The organism is Pleionea sp. WD8-19 (assembly GCF_055326765.1).
The window spans coordinates 425290-443125 of record NZ_JBUZOU010000001.1 but is presented as its reverse complement, the minus strand read 5'-3'; the positions used below and the strand labels follow the sequence as shown (position 1 = coordinate 443125).

At 43.9% G+C, this 17836-nt stretch carries 20 protein-coding genes; 12 read left to right on the top strand and 8 right to left on the bottom strand.

Going from position 1 to position 17836, the window contains the following annotated elements:
- Window positions 1-123 precede the first annotated feature (123 nt).
- From ACTUJY_RS01850 to ACTUJY_RS01825, 6 genes are all read left to right on the top strand, one after another.
- Window positions 124-1038: an SPFH domain-containing protein gene (locus ACTUJY_RS01850; protein ID WP_463614333.1), complete on the top strand. Its 915-nt coding sequence runs from the start codon at window positions 124-126 to the stop codon at window positions 1036-1038.
- Window positions 1039-1052: 14 nt separating this feature from the next.
- The gene (locus tag ACTUJY_RS01845) at window positions 1053-1514 is read left to right on the top strand and encodes an NfeD family protein (RefSeq protein WP_463614332.1); all 462 of its coding nucleotides are present in this window, start codon (window positions 1053-1055) and stop codon (window positions 1512-1514) included.
- A gap of 204 nt (window positions 1515-1718) precedes the next feature.
- Window positions 1719-2144 carry a rhodanese-like domain-containing protein gene (locus ACTUJY_RS01840; RefSeq protein WP_463614331.1) on the top strand — a complete coding sequence of 142 codons (426 nt, stop codon included), beginning with the start codon at window positions 1719-1721 and terminating at the stop codon, window positions 2142-2144.
- A 166-nt stretch (window positions 2145-2310) separates the two neighbouring features.
- Complete coding sequence (secB, locus tag ACTUJY_RS01835; protein WP_463614330.1) at window positions 2311-2829, top strand: protein-export chaperone SecB; 519 nt, start codon at window positions 2311-2313, stop codon at window positions 2827-2829.
- A 5-nt stretch (window positions 2830-2834) separates the two neighbouring features.
- Complete coding sequence (locus ACTUJY_RS01830; RefSeq protein WP_463614329.1) at window positions 2835-3854, top strand: NAD(P)H-dependent glycerol-3-phosphate dehydrogenase; 1020 nt, start codon at window positions 2835-2837, stop codon at window positions 3852-3854.
- Between the two features lie 24 nt (window positions 3855-3878).
- Entirely contained in the window at window positions 3879-4214 is a 336-nt protein-coding gene (locus ACTUJY_RS01825) for a hypothetical protein (protein ID WP_463614328.1), read from the top strand.
- A gap of 103 nt (window positions 4215-4317) precedes the next feature.
- Here ACTUJY_RS01825 and ACTUJY_RS01820 read toward each other — a convergent pair whose 3' ends face one another.
- Window positions 4318-5511: a class I SAM-dependent rRNA methyltransferase gene (locus tag ACTUJY_RS01820; RefSeq protein ID WP_463614327.1), complete on the bottom strand. Its 1194-nt coding sequence runs from the start codon at window positions 5509-5511 to the stop codon at window positions 4318-4320.
- A gap of 78 nt (window positions 5512-5589) precedes the next feature.
- Between ACTUJY_RS01820 and ACTUJY_RS01815 the strand changes: the two genes are divergently transcribed.
- The 3 genes from ACTUJY_RS01815 to ACTUJY_RS01805 all read left to right on the top strand — a co-directional run bounded on the left by ACTUJY_RS01815 (window position 5590) and on the right by ACTUJY_RS01805 (window position 7540).
- Complete coding sequence (locus ACTUJY_RS01815; RefSeq protein ID WP_463614326.1) at window positions 5590-6099, top strand: glycine cleavage system transcriptional repressor; 510 nt, start codon at window positions 5590-5592, stop codon at window positions 6097-6099.
- A gap of 69 nt (window positions 6100-6168) precedes the next feature.
- On the top strand, window positions 6169-6804 hold the full coding sequence (locus tag ACTUJY_RS01810) for a DUF502 domain-containing protein (RefSeq protein ID WP_463614325.1): 636 nt from the start codon (window positions 6169-6171) through the stop codon (window positions 6802-6804).
- 79 nt (window positions 6805-6883) lie between these two features.
- The gene (locus tag ACTUJY_RS01805; RefSeq protein ID WP_463614324.1) at window positions 6884-7540 is read left to right on the top strand and encodes a hypothetical protein; all 657 of its coding nucleotides are present in this window, start codon (window positions 6884-6886) and stop codon (window positions 7538-7540) included.
- A gap of 31 nt (window positions 7541-7571) precedes the next feature.
- On the opposite strand, the gene ACTUJY_RS01800 is transcribed toward ACTUJY_RS01805, so the two are convergent.
- Complete coding sequence (locus ACTUJY_RS01800) at window positions 7572-8285, bottom strand: OmpA/MotB family protein (RefSeq protein WP_463614323.1); 714 nt, start codon at window positions 8283-8285, stop codon at window positions 7572-7574.
- 3 nt (window positions 8286-8288) lie between these two features.
- Window positions 8289-9161 carry a motility protein A gene (locus tag ACTUJY_RS01795; protein WP_463614322.1) on the bottom strand — a complete coding sequence of 291 codons (873 nt, stop codon included), beginning with the start codon at window positions 9159-9161 and terminating at the stop codon, window positions 8289-8291.
- 190 nt (window positions 9162-9351) lie between these two features.
- Between ACTUJY_RS01795 and ACTUJY_RS01790 the strand changes: the two genes are divergently transcribed.
- Entirely contained in the window at window positions 9352-10680 is a 1329-nt protein-coding gene (locus ACTUJY_RS01790) for an MATE family efflux transporter (RefSeq protein WP_463614321.1), read from the top strand.
- Between the two features lie 26 nt (window positions 10681-10706).
- Window positions 10707-11522, top strand: coding sequence for an ion transporter (locus ACTUJY_RS01785; RefSeq protein ID WP_463614320.1), 816 nt, complete (start codon window positions 10707-10709; stop codon window positions 11520-11522).
- Here ACTUJY_RS01785 and nhaA read toward each other — a convergent pair.
- The 5 genes from nhaA to ACTUJY_RS01760 form a co-directional block, all read right to left on the bottom strand.
- Window positions 11519-12706, bottom strand: a complete 1188-nt coding sequence (gene nhaA / locus ACTUJY_RS01780) for a Na+/H+ antiporter NhaA (protein WP_463614319.1) — start codon at window positions 12704-12706, stop codon at window positions 11519-11521. The genes ACTUJY_RS01785 and nhaA overlap by 4 nt on opposite strands.
- A gap of 11 nt (window positions 12707-12717) precedes the next feature.
- Window positions 12718-13680: a CorA family divalent cation transporter gene (locus ACTUJY_RS01775; protein ID WP_463614318.1), complete on the bottom strand. Its 963-nt coding sequence runs from the start codon at window positions 13678-13680 to the stop codon at window positions 12718-12720.
- Window positions 13677-15731, bottom strand: coding sequence for a mechanosensitive ion channel family protein (locus tag ACTUJY_RS01770; RefSeq protein ID WP_463614317.1), 2055 nt, complete (start codon window positions 15729-15731; stop codon window positions 13677-13679). Before ACTUJY_RS01770 ends, ACTUJY_RS01775 begins: the two co-directional genes overlap by 4 nt.
- Window positions 15732-15815: 84 nt before the next feature.
- Window positions 15816-16490: a DNA mismatch repair endonuclease MutH gene (gene mutH, locus ACTUJY_RS01765; protein ID WP_463614316.1), complete on the bottom strand. Its 675-nt coding sequence runs from the start codon at window positions 16488-16490 to the stop codon at window positions 15816-15818.
- A gap of 18 nt (window positions 16491-16508) precedes the next feature.
- Window positions 16509-17111: a GNAT family N-acetyltransferase gene (locus tag ACTUJY_RS01760; protein WP_463614315.1), complete on the bottom strand. Its 603-nt coding sequence runs from the start codon at window positions 17109-17111 to the stop codon at window positions 16509-16511.
- A gap of 168 nt (window positions 17112-17279) precedes the next feature.
- Here ACTUJY_RS01760 and rppH point away from each other — a divergent pair, with 168 nt between their 5' ends.
- Window positions 17280-17813 (top strand): RNA pyrophosphohydrolase, encoded by a 534-nt coding sequence (gene rppH / locus ACTUJY_RS01755; protein ID WP_463614314.1) that lies wholly within the window; start codon window positions 17280-17282, stop codon window positions 17811-17813.
- The last annotated feature ends 23 nt before the right edge of the window (window positions 17814-17836 follow it).

Sequence of the window (17836 nt, the reverse complement as noted above, 5' to 3'; positions counted from 1 at the left end):
TGAGCTATTTGTGAGCACTTCTTCCAAATATTTCTCTATCATTTTCTGTCTTTCCTTGCTGTAATAAATGTTTTCTCCGCTAGACTGTACCCATTAAATAACAATTCTCAATAGGAAGAATCAATGGACGCTGTAGTAACAATTATAAGTATCTTGGCCTTTTTGTTGATCTTGCTTTTCCTAGGAATTAAACAAGTTAAGCAAGGTTATCAATACAACATCGAACGCTTTGGTAAATTCCGCCGCAGCTTGCCACCAGGACTACACTGGATCACGCCGCTAATCGAACAAGTGGGTGCGAAAGTGAATATGATGGAGCAGGTATTGGATATTCCCGAGCAGCAGGTGATTTCGCAAGATAACGCAACCGTAACCATCGATGCCGTTTGCTTCTATCAAGTCATTGATGCTGCCAAAGCAACTTACGAGGTGAATGACTTAACGCGTGCAATGCAGAACCTGGTGCAAACCAATATTCGTACCGTTTTAGGAAGTATGGATTTGGATGAGATGCTATCAAAACGGGATCAAATTAATGCTCGCATTCTGACTATTGTTGATCAGGCGACCAACCCATGGGGTGTAAAAGTTACGCGTATCGAGATCAAAGATATTTTACCGCCGAAAGATTTGGTCGATGCGATGGCGCAACAGATGAAAGCCGAGCGGATCAAACGTGCACAAATTTTAGAAGCGCAAGGCGAAAAACAGTCGGCGATATTACGTGCTGAAGGGGATAAAGAGGCTGAAATTCGTCGTGCCGAAGGTGAGCGACAAGCTTCGTTTCTTGAAGCCGAGGCGCGAGAACGCTTGGCTGAAGCAGAAGCCAAAGCGACGCATATGGTGTCTCAAGCCATTGCAAAAGGAGACTTAAACGCGATCAACTATTTTGTTGCGCAAAAGTACGTCGAAGCCATGGCTGAATTTGCCCGCTCCCCTAACGAAAAGTTGGTATTTATGCCAATGGAAGCCAGCTCTGTGATTGGCTCTATTGGCGGTATTGCTGAACTGGCAAAAAATGCCTTTCAAAAGTCTTGATAGGAGAACCGTAAATGGTTGAGTGGTTTTCGCAAATTGAATACTGGCACTGGCTGAGCCTTGGTTTTGTGCTCCTTATTCTTGAAATGTTGGCTCCCAGCACTTTATTTTTGTGGATGGGCGTATCGGCTATCGTAGTTAGCTTGGTGCAATGGGTATTTCCGGATATTAGCTGGCAGTTGCAGTTTTTATTGTTTGGCACCCTTTCTTTGGTTAGCTTTTTTGGTTGGCGTCAACTTTCTAAGAAAAAAGGTCTCGAATCGGTCACCGAGGAGTACTCAACGCTCAATCAACGTTCGGCTTCTTTGGTTGGGCGTAAGGCGATATTGGGAGAGCCGTTAAAAAATGGTATTGGTCGTGTCCAGCTGGACGATACGTTTTGGCGCGTTGAAGCGGATGAAGAGCTGCCCGAAGGTGCTAAAATTCAAGTCGTAGGTGTAGATGGCGCGACTTTAAGAGTTAAAGCTGTTGAGTGAGCTCGTCAGTGACGAGCTTCGAGTTTCGAGCAAAGACGGTCAAATTTCAATTAACCGGAAGAAAATAAATTTTAAATTTAATCGCAACTCGCTCCTCACATCTGAGTTAAATCAAAGGGTTGCAGAGTTTTTTGCACCTGTTTCGATTTTTGCGCATAATGCCAGCCCCAGAATCAACGCGAATGTCCCCACGTTAAGGATCTTATGCAACAATTTATCGAATTTTTAACCAATCACCCAGTTTTGACCGGTGCCTGGGTCGTGGTAGCGATTGCTCTCTTGTTGGCGCAAATAAAGCATATGTCGAATGGTATCAAGTCATTGGTGCCTCAAGAAGTGACGCATTTGATTAATAAACAGGATGCTATGGTGGTTGATATGCGACCTATTGCCGATTTTAACAAAGGCCATATCGCCGGTGCCAAAAATATTCCGCAATCAAAACTGGTAGAAAGTCACAAAGAGCTTGAAAAGCACAAAAGCAAACCCATAATCTTGGTTTGTGCGAATGGCATGCAGTCGGGGGCTGCCTGTACCAAGCTGAAAAAAGCCGGCTTTGAACAAGTGCATAAATTGGCTGGAGGGTTTCAATCGTGGGCTGGTGAAAATTTACCGGTCGTACGTAGCTAAGCTCATCTGCATTCGTAAACAAAGCAAACTGTAATCGAGTTTGTAAGCTGAGATTCCCGTATTCATCAATTTCAGCAAATCGCTCCTGTAGGACCCAGGTAGATAATGACAAGGGTCAATTTTCGACAGGGTGTCAATATTTAAAGAAGTAATAAGTGAGAAAACTATGACTGATCAAGTAGAAGTAAAACCCGAAGGCGCAGAAACTACCGCACAAACTGCCGATGGCATTCAAGTTGGTATTCAACGGATTTATACCAAAGACGTTTCTTTTGAAGCGCCAAATGTCCCAGAGATTTTTCAAGATGCCAACTTCAAGCCAGAAATTAAAATGGAAATGAACAGCAAGTCACGCAAAGTAGGTGACGACTTTTTCGAGGTGTTGTTGACCATTACTTTGACCGCTGCTTCTGGAGAAACAACGGGGTTCTTGGTTGAAGTGCAACAAGCTGGATTGTTCGGTGTTCGAGGCTTAAACGACGCGCAATTACGCCATCTGCTAAGCACTTTCTGCCCAGAAACACTATACCCTTATGCACGTGAAGTGATTTCTGGTTTGATCAATAAAGGTGGATTCCCACCGATTTATTTGGCGCCTGTTAATTTTGATGCATTGTTCCGCGCTCAACTCGAGCAACAACAGCAACAGGCTGCACAGTCCGAAGGTGCGGCTACCGCTGAGTAATCGACGTGTCGACTGCACCAAAGCAGTTTTCGCCCATAGCGGTACTAGGGGCTGGTTCCTTTGGTACCGCGTTAGCGATTCTTCTTGCGGGAAACGGTAATCCAACTCGACTTTGGTGTCGCGATGCTCAACAAACTGCGCAAATGCAACGCGATGGTTGTAACCAGAAGTACCTTCCTGATGTGCAGTTTCCTTCCACTTTAGAAGTCACCAACGATCTTGAACATGCACTGACTGATGTAAAAGACGTTTTGGTGGTCACGCCAAGTTCTGCATTTAGCGAAACCTTAAGTCGAGTGAAGTCGATTACGGGAAAAACAATTCGTCTGGTTTGGGCATGTAAAGGATTGGAACCAGGTAGTGCACGTTTCCTACATGAAATTGCTTTAGAGCAACTGGGTGACAACACTCCCTTGGCTGTTTTGTCTGGGCCAACCTTCGCTCAAGAGTTGGCTAAGGCCATGCCGACTGCCATTACACTTGCGTCAAACGATGAACAGTTCTCGGCAGATTTAACTGACCGGTTGGTGAATAGTTCTTTTCGAGTGTATACCAGCGATGATTTGGTGGGTGTTCAAATAGCTGGAGCATTGAAAAACATCATTGCAGTTGGCGCGGGGATCGCCGATGGTATGGGGTTTGGGGCAAATGCTCGAACGGCGTTAATTACTCGTGGTTTAGCCGAAATTCAGCGATTAGGTTTGAAGTTGGGTGGTAAGCCTGAGACTTTTCAAGGGTTAGCGGGCTTGGGAGATCTGGTTTTAACCTGTACCGATGATCAATCGCGTAATCGTCGTTTTGGTTTGGCGTTGGGTCATGGTCAACCGGTAGATGCGGCCATCAAACAGATTGGTCAAGTTGTTGAAGGCGCCAAAAATGCACATCAAGCGACTTTATTGTCTCAAAAGTATGAGGTGGATATGCCGATTTCATGGGCAATCTATCGCATTGTTCATGAAGGTGCCGACCCAGAGCAACAGGCATACGAATTGTTGGGGCGTCAATTGAAAGCCGAAGGCGAATAACAAAAATAACATCGAAGAGGATGTATGGATAAAATCGTTTATATTGTGTTTGCTGCTGCATTAGCAGTGGTGGGTTATTTCTGGGGTGTACAAAGTGGTCAACAGCAGATCCGGGAAATTGAGTATCAGCAGCAAGCCGTGAAACGCGCCGAAGTGATCAGTCATCACATTCAGTATCACGCTTTGTTAGAGCTGAATAAATTGGATGAATTAAAGATGTTGCTGAAGAGCCGTGTGCTTTCAGAAAAGACGCAATTGGAAGTACAGATGGTATCGGCAAAATTGGATAACAATTTATTGTTAAAAGACGCAGTTGCAACGGCCAACTCGGTATTGCAGGCTTCGACTGGCAAGCAATAAAAGCTGAGGAAAAAATGGATTTTACTGTCGTTATTAAACATCCTTGTTTAGAACTTAGAACTTAGAACTTAGAACTTAGAACTTAGAACTTAGAACTTAGAACTTAGTTTCCAAGCACGCGACAAATAAACCCTTTGATGTATTGCGTTTCGGCAATCGCCGGATGGATTGGATGATCCGGCCCTTGATGGCATTGCTCGATGATTTGTAAAGTTTTATCCAAATGTCGGCTGCTGGCGCGTAACGTATCTTGCAGCTCGTTCGCTTTTAAATGCATCGAACAGGAGGCCGACAGTAAGATGCCGTCTCGGTTGAGGAGTCGAATCGCTGCTTCGTTGACTTTACGATAGGCATTCAAACCAGCTTTATGATCTTTTTTCTTTTTAATAAATGCAGGTGGGTCCACGATTACGACATCAAACTTTTCACCTTGCTGCTTTAATTGAGTCATGGCTGTGAAGGCGTCTCCTTCAACGCAAGTGATGCGATCATCCACTTGGTTCAATTTTGCGTTGTGTTCCAGCTCATCGAGCGCTTTGCCCGAAATATCAATGCACCAGACCTCTTCAGCACCGACATTGGCCATTTGAATACCAAACGCACCGATGTAGCTGAATACGTCGAGCACGCGCTTACCTTTTACGTATTGTGCAATTTGGCGTCGACTGATGCGGTGGTCGTAAAACCAACCCGTTTTTTGACCTGTGTGTGGGTAAATTGCAAACTGGGTATCGTTTTCGCGGATCACAATTTGCTCCGGCGTTTCGCCACAAGCTTGTTCTAACTCTCGCGGCAAGTCTTCGGCCTTGCGTGCATTGCTGTCGTTTCGCAACAAAATGGAAGCCGGTTTTAAAACCTTCGTTAGCGCATCGATTATATCGCTTTTTAAGTTTTCCATTCCGGCGGTGCTAATTTGTACTACCAGATGTTCGCCGAATCGATCAACGATTAATCCAGGCAGTCCATCGCTTTCACCGTAAATCAGGCGATAATAGGGTTCGTTTATCAGTGATTCGCGCAATGATAATGCGATTTTAATACGATGGACAAACAGCGATTTATCCAACGGTCGCTTATGATCGCGGTTGACCAATCGCGCACACAATAGGGCATGCGGGTTGACATAACCAATTCCGAGCGCTTGACCGTTTGCTGACTCAATCATTACCACTTCACCAAGGCTGAAGTTTTTCAGCGGCGTTTTTTCTGTATCCACTTCGTTGCTGTAAATCCAGAGGTGCCCCCCTTTAATACGTTTTTCTTCGTTCTTTTTCAGACAAAGTTTGGCTATGCTCATGGTAGGTCCTCGTAACCTCTGGCAAAATGGCAATATTAATTACGTGCGTATTGTATCAACGATTGCAAGGAGTAAACCATGCTAGGCCAATTATTAATTTCGGTGTTCGGTGACGATAAACCGGGGCTCGTGAAACAAGTGTCTGACGTTATCAAGCAACAACAGGGTAATTGGTTGGAAAGCCGTTTATCTCATCTTGGTGGCAAGTTTGCCGGTTTGGTTTTAGCCGAGTTTCAAGTGGAACAACTGGAATCTGCACAAAAAGCGTTGGAAGCCTTATCAAGTAATGCGCTTGAGATACGTGTTGAGCATAATCAACCACATCCTGCGCAATCACACATTCACTTACAGTTAATCGGCAATGATAAACCGGGTATTGTTTACGAAATCGCCGAGCAATTGAACGCATTAAATGCAAACGTTGAATTCTTATCAAGCGAAGTGGAAGCGGCACCTATGTCAGGTGGCAACCTTTTTAAAGCAACATTAGAAGTGTCTCTTCCACAAGGTATTACTTCAAACGATGTGCAAGCGAAACTGGAGCAAGTTGCCAACGATTTAATGGTTGATTTGGTGATTGAAGACTGACTGAAAAATAGATTGTAAGAAAGCTAGCTTTATTTTGACTGCCAATAAAAAGCGGATCTCTGAGTAAAAATGAAAAAATTGAACAGTTTTATTCGACAGGCGTTAATTGGTGGCTTGCTGGTATTGTTACCTTTGGTGATTTTGGCGTTTATTTTTCGTTGGGCATTTAAACTTGTTACGGACTTGATACAACCGATAACTGACGTTCTCATTGCTCAAATTAATATGCCAGAATTACTGGCCGATATGATGGTGGTCTTTATCATTTTGGCGGTGTGCTTTTTGGTCGGTACGCTGGTTTCGACGGGTATCGGCAAGTGGCTGCATGGGCATTTCGACAAACACTTGGTGCGATTGGCGCCGGGTTATCGGCTAATAAAAGATATTATTGGTCAATTTATGGGGGATCCTGAATCATCGCCTTTTGCTCGTGGAGAGGTGGTACGCGTGAAACTGTTTGGGGTTGATTGTCCAACAACGGTAACAGGAATCGTTACTTCTCGACATGTCGATGGCACCATCACCTTTTTTATGCCGACGGGGCCTAACCCAACCTCTGGTAATATCTATCATGTGCCTGGTGAGTTGGTCGAAGAGATTCCCGGTGCTTCCGTTGAGGCCATGATGAAGTCCATCATCGCTTGTGGTGCGGGGAGCGATAAACTGTTTTTGCGAAAAAGTGAAGTTAAGTCAACAAATGGTTGAACAAAATCACAGCAAAAGGAGTCAAAATTCGTTACTATAGACTAATCCTGTCAACCGTTTCTCCGAGCCTATTCAGTCAATGGTGGAAGATATCGTATTAGAAAGTCCTGCTCAGGCGACCGTTCATTTAACGCCGCCAGAGCGAGACGTGCGTCATATCGACTACGAATACACCATTCACCCCCGATTTTCACCTTATACGTTTACCTATCGCCTGTTTAACACGTGCTTTCTTGAAATTGAAAAGCATGATAAAAAAAACGATAAAGTTGCTCATACTGCTTTCCATGTTGGTTTACTCGAAGCACAACCGAAAAAAACCCGCAGCACCGCTTGGCTGACGTTTATTGGAGCACTGCTAACCGCTGTTGCTGCCTTGGTGATGGCTTTTTTGTCCAGTGACTTGGTGTTGGCTCTTAGTACCGGGGCTTTTTCAGTGCTTTTGTTTATGGTGCATTTTTTCAGTTACAGCGAAATGTCATCGTTTTTTTCACGTTCTGGGAAAGCGCCACTGATATCTTTGAATCACCGTTGTCGCTGCAAAAAAAGTTTAAAACAGTTTGTAGAGCAGCTAGAGCAGCGTATTAAAAACAATACGTTACCGGCTTCTTCTCAGTATTTTGCTGAGGAAACACGTTGGCACCGTATGTTAAAAGATCAAGGATGGTTGTCAGAAGAAGAATATCAAAAAGCGCGCAATCGCATCATCAAACAGTTTAATCGTAAACGTAGCTGACATTATAATTAGTTCTCTGCTTTCCTAATTTCTACTCCATTTTATCCGGCATTCGAAGCAACATGGCAACACGACGGTTTTTTTGTCTTCCTTCTGGCGAGTCGTTATCGGCGATGGGTTTAGTATCGGCGTAACTGGTGGCACGAAGCCGCTCACTGCTCATACCACGACTCACCAAATACTTTACAACGCTGCTCGCACGTGCAGCGCCCAGCTCCCAATTAGAAGGGTATTGCGTTGTTTGAATGGGAAGATTATCGGTGTGGCCTTCCACCAGAATCGTGCCGGCAGCCAATTGAAATACCGGTAACAAGTTGTCCAGTATTTGCTGGCCTTCCGTTTTTAATTCAGCGCGACCGGAGTCGAACAACATGCGGTCTTCTATTTGCAATGCCACGTATTCGTCATCAAGCGTCAGGCCTATGTCATCTCGCAACTTTAAAGTATCGAGTACTTGATGAATTCTTTCTTGCCAATGTTCAAGCATGATGGACGCTCGGCCTTCCATTTCCAGTTGCCGTAATGGCTCGATTTGTTGTTCCAGGTCGGAGATTTCTTCTTTTTGTGCATTCACCTTGGAGCGACTGTCACGTAATTCGTCGCTCGACATGGTGAGTAATACGATAAACATCATGGTGAGCAAAATAAAGACATCCAAATAGGGCAGTAACCAGGCGTCGTCGTGGTGTTGCTTGGGCTTTGTTAACAGTTTTTCTATGGGGTGAAGACTGGTTTTGACTTCCACTCTTTAGCCTCGCTTACCGGGAGTCCGTCGCGCTAACTCGCGATCGGCATTGGCGACAACGCGCTCGGATCGCAGTGACGGCTCTTCTAACTCGGCAACATCCACTGTTTCGTGCAGTTCATCTTCATGGTGCGCGATAAAAGACTCCAGAGTAGCGCGAATAAAAGAAGGTGTACGCCGCTGGCTCATCAAGGTAATGCCCTCCATGACCATAGTCATTAACATTACTCGACGCTCGGTTCGGCGCTCTAACTTTATGGCAATGGGTTTGAAAATCAGGTTGGCCATCAAAATACCGTAAAAGGTGGTGATGAGTGCTATGGCAAGATGAAAGCCGATCGCTGAAAGGTTGCGATTGTCCATTATGCTGAGCATATTAATTAAGCCGATTAAGGTGCCAAGCATGCCAAAAGCGGGGGCAAAGCTGGCCATCGACATAAACATTTGTGCTTCAGCTTGTTCTTGAGCGCGCAACCGGGTAATTCGCCAATGCAGTAAGTCCATAATGTCCTGCATTGGCGTTTTATCGATGACCAGTTGAATACCGGTTTTCAAAAAGGTGTTATCAATGGTATTTAAATCCTGCTCCACGCCACGAATATCATCGCGAAACCACTTCCGAGCCAGTTGCTCAATTTCGTCTACTTGGCGTTTGGCATCCAGGTGATTGTCGTAAAGAACGATGCCTAATAATTTGAACATGCGAAAAAACTCACGCGCTGGATAGCTGACCAATGTCGCTGCCAGGGTTCCGCCGAGCACAATTGCAAAACCGGGCAAATTCAAAAATGCCATGGCATCAATTGAAGTGGCATAAATGACAGCGCCAACAACGGCGAGGCCTGCCAGAACGCCAAAAATGGTAGAAAAATTCAAAGCGTTTCCTTTTCTTGTTGGATTAATTAGAGTATCGGCGAAGTGACCACCAACTTTAAGTGTAGAACATTAGCGAGGAGCGAGGAAAAATCTGGTTCCGGTTGCGAGTGGTGCGTTTCGCGTTCAAAATCGCGAACTTAGAACTTAGAACTTAGAACTTAGAACTTAGAACCAACCACTGAGAATTCCCTTGCTGAAATATTGGCGCAGTAAACCATTGCATAAAAAAACGCTTGATCTGGCGATACCCATGATCCTGTCCAACTTAACCATTCCGCTTGCCGGTCTGGTGGATACCGCTGTGATTGGCCATATGGACGATGCACGGTATCTCGCTGCAACAGCAATTGGTAGCTTAATTGTCACCATGGTTATGTGGGCGATGGGCTTTTTACGTATGAGTACCACCGGGATTACTGCGCAGGCTTATGGTGCCAATGATGTGTTTCGCATGCGTCAGTCGTTGGTTAATGGTGTTTTGCTCGCGTTGTTGCTTTCGTTGCTGGTGTTGCTTTTACAATCGGTGATTTGGCAATTGGCCGTGGCGTTTATGCAATCGAGCGATGCGGTTTTACATCAGGCGGCGATTTATTACGACATTCGCATCTGGTCGATACCGGCGTTATTGCTGCGTTATGTGTTTATAGGCTGGTTGCTGGGGCGACAAAACGCCCGAGTGCCTCTGTTAATTTTGGTTATTACTAACAGCATTAACATTGTGCTCGATATCTTGTTCGTGGTTTATTGGCACATGGGGGTTGGCGGAGCCGCTTGGGCCAGTTTAATCGCTGACTACTGCGGCTTACTGGTAGGTCTGATGGTCGTGCAACTCACACTTCGCAGGGAGCAATTAGCGTTCGGTTGGCGCCATTTGATTGAATATCCGGCGGTGAAACGATTGTTGCAATTAAATCGCGATATATTCATTCGGACTTTAGCATTAGAGCTCGTGTTTTACCTACAAACAGCTGTGGGCTCATCTCTCGGCGATACGGTTCTCGCTGCCAATGCTGTGTTAATGAATTTTGTCATGATCATGTCATTTGGGTTAGATGGATTTGCACATGCGGTCGAAGCGTTAGCTGGCAAAGCCTACGGACAAAAACAACGTGAGCAGTTTTGGTCATCGATAGTCATTTCCGGATTTTGGTCATTATTGTGCAGCTTGTTGTTTGTGGTGATGTATTGGTTGTTTGGGTCTCATTTGATTGATCTTATGACGGATATCGCGCCGGTAAAAAATGTGGCATTAACGTTTCTACCTTATTTGATAGTAATACCTGTGGTAGCGGTTTGGAGTTATTGGTTGGACGGAATCTTTATCGGTATCACACGCGTTAAAGAAATGCGTAATAGTATGCTCATCGCCGTATTTTTATTTTTTATTCCGGCGTTGGTTTCGGTAAAATTCTGGGGCAACCATGGTCTCTGGCTGGCATTTTACGGGTTATTGATTATTCGTGCGGTAGGGCTTGGCTACTACCTGCTGAAGCTGGACCGTCAAGGTGCATTTTTCTAAAGATTAGGGCTAAAGAGTCGAAGTATATGGCTGAAAAATTAAAACGTTTTATTGAAAACTCAAAATTTCAAGGTTTTATCATCGCTATCATTATTGTTAATGCGATTTTGTTAGGTATGGAAACCTCCACTCAAATCATGTCCTCTTATGGTGACATGTTGCATCGCTTAGACACGATAATTCTCGCGATATTTGTTGTTGAAATATTATTGCGCCTGTATTGCTATCGCTGGCGCTTCTTTAAAGATCCTTGGAGTCTGTTCGATTTTACCGTCGTTGTTATTTCTCTGATTCCTGCCAGTGGTCCTTTTGCGGTTGTTCGGTCTTTGCGGGTGCTTAGGGTGTTACGATTGGTATCCGTTGCGCCTAGCATGCGAGCTGTGGTTTCTGCTCTGATTCAGTCGTTACCGGGAATGGGAGCAATTGTTGCTTTGTTATCGCTCATCTTTTATGTGTCAGCGGTAATGGCAACGACTTTGTTTGGTGAGAATTTTCCTGAATGGTTTGGCTCTTTGGGTAAAACGTTTTATACCTTGTTTCAGATTATGACATTGGAAAGTTGGTCGATGGGAATTGTCCGGCCAGTTATGCAAGCACAACCTATGGCTTGGATGTTTTTTGTTCCATTTATTCTGGTTGCTACGTTTACAATGTTGAATTTGTTTATCGCTGTTGTCGTTAATGCCATGCAGGCTCATCATGAAATTGAGCAAGGCAAATCTGACAAAGAAGCCCTATCTGAAGCTCATGATGAACGAGAGGTGTTGTACCAGGAAATTATGCATTTACGTAAAGAAATGCGTAAATTAAGCAAACAGTTGACCGTCGATAAAAGTACCTAAATGGATTTATTCTGAATTCTCTTTTTCGAGTACAGCAAAATTAAAACGGAACCAACAATAGCGGAGCAACCTGAACCGACGAGTATTGCTAGCCGGTCGATGCCTGCTTCGCCAGCGCCACCATGTGCAAATGCTAAGGATGCGATAAATAAGCTCATTGTAAATCCGATTCCACATAAAAACGCGACGCCTATAAATTGCCCCCAGTTAGTATTGTTGGGTAACTGGGTATAACCCATTACGATGGCTACGAAACAAAACAATACCACCCCTAATGGTTTTCCCACAAACAGTCCTAAAAAAATACCCATCGGAATGCTGCCGGTGAATGACTCTAACGAGAGTCCTTGTAAGGCGACACCAGCATTGGCGAACGCGAAGATAGGTACCACTAAAAAGTAAACATAAGGATGAAGGTTATGAGCCAGCTGATGATTGGATAATCCCGGATGATGCTCACCGGGTTTGTCGAGAGGAATAAATAATGCGTTTATCACACCGGCTAAAGTGGCGTGAACCCCTGACTTTAAAAAACATACCCAAACAAATATACCGAATATTAAATAGGGCGCGACACGTCTTACTTTCATTCGATTGAGAATAAACATGCCAAGAAAGCCTATACTGGCCAACGATAAAGTCATGAGTGACAGTTGTGCCGTGTAAAAAACAGCGATAACCAATACCGCGACCAAGTCATCAACGATAGCAAGCGTTAGTAAAAACAACTTTAATGAATTATCGATGCGACTTCCCATCAACGCCAATATTCCCATAGAAAAAGCAATGTCGGTGGCGGTTGGAATGGCCCAACCGTGAGCGGTTAACTGGTTTTGATAATTAAACGCAAGGTATATACCGGCAGGTATTAAAACACCGCCAATTGCACCGATTATAGGGAGCGTAATGTTTTTCGGTTGACTGAGCTGACCTATCACCATTTCTCGTTTTAATTCCAATCCAATTAAAAAAAAGAAAATGGCCATTAATCCATCGTTGATCCATAACAACATCGGTTTTTGTATGCTAAACGTATCGGCGCGCACTTCCACTTCCAGAAGTAGAAAGCGAATATAGTCTTCCGATGCGGGACTGTTTTTTAAAACCATGGCAACCAGCGCGAAAAATATCAATAATAACGCCGGTATAGATTCATTATGAAAAAAACGAATGAGCTTGCTCATGCTAGGGTCCTTTAAAACCATTTTTTGTGTTTTAAGTAAATCGACTCTATGATTGCTAGTACCATCAGAATAGCACAAACGATCCAAAAGGCCGACCCACTTTCAACACCTGGCATTCCACCCACATTAATTCCTAATAAACCTGTAATGAATGAAACAGGAATGAAAATCGCTGTAATTATTGAGATAAGATAAAGATTAGTGTTAGCTCTTTGTGAAAGTTGGTTATTATGGTGGCTTTCTATGAGCTGGCACCGTTCTCTTACTAAAGATAATTCCTCTAAATTATAAGTCATAGCATCTTCAATCTCTTGAAGTTCGTGGTGCGTCTCTTCTGTTAACCATGGAAAGTCCACCTGAGTTAGACGTTTTAAGACCTCTTGTTGTGGTTGCAAATAACGCCAAAGCTTGGCAGAGGAGCGCCGCATGTCTTCCACTTGAAGTATGTCTACTTTTTTTCCTTCATCGATAAAATCTTCTAAATCATCTAATTGATTGGCTAGCTTGCGAATATGTTTTTCAATGCGAAAAAGTACGTTTTTCAAAATCGTTACAAAAAGTTGTTGTACAGAGTGGTATTTATTAGGGTTGGTTTCAATATCTTCACAAATTAAACTTAAAGCTTGTAAACGACGGCTACGAAAACAGATGAGCCGTTCATGATCGAAATAAATACGTAGCCCAACCATATCATCAGGCTCCGCGTTTGGGTTCAAATTAATGCCTCGAATAAAGAGTAATAGTTGTTGTTTGCGACTTAACCATATTCTTGGTCGAATGTCAGGGTCTCGCAATGCACTTTCCTGTGTTGAAGAGACATCGAGCAAATCGAAAATTCGATCGACGTTGTCACTGTCTTTATAGTCGATGATAAACCAGCTTGGTTTATCGTTGTTAATATCATCGACTGAATGTGCTGGATGCCAGCCTTGAGCTGAGTACTCCAGCAACTGAGGCGGTATAATCGCATTCATTCGCTTTCCTTTTTAGTATGATCGGAGCGTATATGTAGATCTCGTTGAGGGAAAGGTATTTCAATATGATGTTCACGGAACGCCTGATCAATTGCAAAATTGATTTCACTCCGTATACGATGGACTTTCGCAATGTTCTTTAAAAATGCACGCACTTCAAAATCAAGGCTGCTTTCGCCAAACCCCATGAACAACACCTGACTGGCGTAATCGGGATCGTCGGAAATGATATCTGGTTGCTGTTTTAGCACATTTAATATGGTATCTCGAACTTTTGCAGTGTCACTACCATAAGCAACACCCACTTGCAGTTTGATACGTCCAATACTGTCGTTCAACATCCAGTTGGTTACTTGATTCGTAATCAAATCTGAGTTGGGAACAATGATATCCGCACGATCGAAAGTTTGAATTTCGGTAGCTCGAATACTGACCTTTTTCACAAAGCCTTCGGTATTGCCAATTAATATCCAATCGCCTCGTTTGATCGGACGCTCTATCAGCAATATTAACCCAGAGACAAAGTTGCTGACGATGTTTTGTAAGCCAAACCCAATACCGATTGAAAAAGCTCCGGCAACTAACGCTAAATTTTGAACACTGAAGCCAGCAACGGAAAGGGCGATCAGTACTGAAGTGGCAACGGATGAATACCAGAATATTGCTGCAAAAGCCTCGCTACTGCCGCGCGTGACTAATTGTTGCTGATCAACGTTTTGCTCAATTCGCTGTTTAATAATGCGAGACACACTGAGCAGTAAGCCAAATACATAGATTGCAATGATAACGGATACCAAAGAGATATTAATGGTTCCCAGACTGAATCCATCTAAAAGAGACGATTTAAACTGCAGAACATGATGCAATGGCAATCCCAAAAATGGCAGTTGTGCGATAAGCAGCCACAATAGCGCGGTTGCACTGATCGCCCATTGGAGCCATTTTGCGCCGGCTAAAGGTTCTGTAATAATGGCCAGCCAACCTGAGGGGCGTTTCAGTCGAGATTGATAGTGCGTTAACCAACGCATGATAACGGGAACCAGCGTGACAATATAACGAAAGGTAGACCAAGCAAGACTGAGCGTTAGGCTGGTGATTAATACTTGATGAACTAATTGATGGTATCCAACAAGTTCCAGTACCAGCAACAGCGAAGCGATTAGTGCAAGTATCAGTTTCAACTTATTGGACTTGGGCTCAAGATTCCAAAAACAAGCAAAACACCACAGTACTGCGATGATAAAGTCGAGCGTGACAGGCTGAATGATTTTTTCCGCTGACGGAACCGTTAACCAGTAATCCGCAGAGCTGAATACAATGGCCAAGATAGCACTGCTCTTTAGCCAACTGTGTAATCGATAATTCGCTAAATGCGACTGAAACATAAGTGACGAAAGCGCTATAACATACCAACTTTCAAGTGAAGGATCGCGATTTTGGGTATTCGAAAACCAAAGAATAAAATAACCCAATAAAAGCAGTATGACCATAAACGGTAGATCGTAGCAACGTTCATTTTTATTATTTCGTGAGAGCAGTCGCAATACCCACCATACAAAACTGAAGGAAAGCCACGCGGCAAGTAACATTGGAAGGTTAAAAATTTCAACCATTCCCGTGTACCAATTATTAATGGATTGTTGCTCTATCAATGCATCGCGGCGCTGTTTGTAGCGATTAAAAGATAAACTATCGATACGGGCGGCAATTTGCTTTTGCAGCTTTTGAGTGGCTTGTTGCCATTGCCGACACTTAAGGAGCTTTTCAGACAGGCTTTGTTGCTGTTGTTTTATAGTCGGATTATCAATTGTCAGTTGGCTCAGCGAGGCGAGCTCTTCGACGTGGCTTTTTTCACACTCAATGAGTTGAAGTTGTAATGCTTTAAGCTCGTTGAGCCACTGGTTTAAAGTGCTTTCATTGAATGTGCTTTCTAACTCGTTTTCATATTCTTGTAGTTTATAGGAGGTTAAGGGGGCATCTGCAATGAGTGCCATTGGTTGTAAATAGGCGAAACAAAATAAAAGCGCCATGAAAACGTGATTTTTTTTCATTGCATAATTCCTGCTTTTTTATTCTTTTGATAATGTATGGATTACACTTTTTGATCAAGCTGAAGTGCTTCCATTATAGACAGATTAGAGATAATAATGTTGTTGCAATATCTCGTAAGTAAAGCTACTGCGTAGGTAAAAACCCCGAGGTAAGGTTTTTATTTGCTCACCTTCGGGGCCTATTGCATCGGTAAGTACTTTTGAGTTTGCTGCTTTTGGGCGAACTTGCAGGGCTTGACCAAAACGCGAGTTTAATTGGCCTAATTGTCCGCTTGCCACTTTTTCCATTGTTTCTTCCCAGTCACTGCGTAGAATGGATTCCTGGACTTTTGATGGGCGCCATAAAAACGGCATACCCGTGATGCGTTCAGAGACAGGTTGATGTTTTGGACCGATGATAGGAAACCACAATACATGAGCTAATTTACGGCGGACCAGGCTGTTGTGCCATTGTTCGTGTTGGTGATCGAGTAGGTGAACGACACTCACGTAGGTCGACTCCAGAGGTTTGCCTTTAGGCGATACCGGAATGGTTTTAAGTTCTACACCCAGGTGTGGGAAGTCCGGCTCGGGTAATGAGCCAGCACTGGCGCCGAGCAGTGCTTCGATAAATTGACCTATCCAGCCTTTTTCCAGTAAAAGATTGTCGGGCAATTGCGCTGAGTAGCTTTGCGATAACTGTTGAAGCGTTTGCCCGGCTAAACTTTCGGCGCGTTGCAACAATTCATCAATACTTTGTGGCGGGTGAATTCGGACCATGTTCAAATTTATGGAAAATTATTCTTCGTAGCGACTCAATAAAAATTGCAAATGCTGTTTTACCGCGGGCCACTCGTTTTCAATAATGGAAAATACAACGGTATCGCGAATAACGCCATCTTCACCGACGACATGATTTCGCAATATACCATCCTGGTGTGCGCCAAGTCGTGCAATGGCCTGCCGCGAGCGATGATTAAACCGGTGTGTGCGAAATTCGACGGCAATGGTTTGATATTTTTCAAAAGCATGGCTGAGTAAAAGCAGTTTGCACTCAGTATTCACTCCGGTGCGTTGAAAACTTTTTGCATACCAGGTGTAGCCAATTTCTATTCGCCGATTTTGTAGATTGGCATTGCAAAAACGGGTACAGCCAATAACACGTCCACTGTGATTATCGCGTACTGCGAAAGGCAAGGAAAAACCGTCGGACTGTTGTTGCAGCGCCTTTTCGATGTAGTCGTCCATTTGCTCTGGGTGAGCGACAGAGGTAAACCAGAGTTTCCACAGTTCGCCATCAGATGCCGCTTTTTTTAAAGGCTCTGCATGCTCGCTTTGCAAGGGTTCCAGTGTGACTCGGAGACCATTGAGCGTTATCGGTGAAAGCTGGTAATGCGCCACTTGTATGCATCCTGTATGGTTCAATGAACGAAAATTTAACGATTGGGCGTTTTTGTCAGCAGGCTATTGGAATACGGCTCTTTACGCAATAGGCAAGATATTTTTGTTTGCTGTATTGGAAAACTTATGGTTGAATAACTTTAAGAAAAAATTAATTGGTAAACGTAAGTGATTGATTCAGAAGGATTTCGTGCCAATGTTGGCATAATCGTCTGTAATGAATCTGGTCAGTTACTTTGGACACGACGAGCCAGGCAAAACTCCTGGCAGTTCCCGCAAGGCGGAGTTAATGACGGTGAAACGCCCGACGAAACCATGTTTCGCGAATTATACGAAGAGATTGGGCTTTCTCGACAAGACGTGAAAGTCTTGGGCTCAACCAAAAATTGGTTGCGATATCGATTACCCACTCGATACATCCGTCATGACAGTGTTCCTTTGTGTATTGGCCAGAAACAGAAGTGGTATTTGCTAAAATTGATGTCTGACGAAAGTCGGCTTAATTTTGAAACCACCAACCATCCCGAGTTTGACGATTTTATGTGGGTCGGCTATTGGTATCCATTACGTCAGGTTGTGGCTTTTAAGCGTGATGTGTACCGTCAAGCGTTGTTAGAGTTGTTGCCAGTGATGCATGAGCAACAGCGATTTCAGCGTCAACGAAGGACGCGTCGACGTCACCAGCAACGAAAAAAGGAATAATTCTTTACTTCTAAAAGGCATGT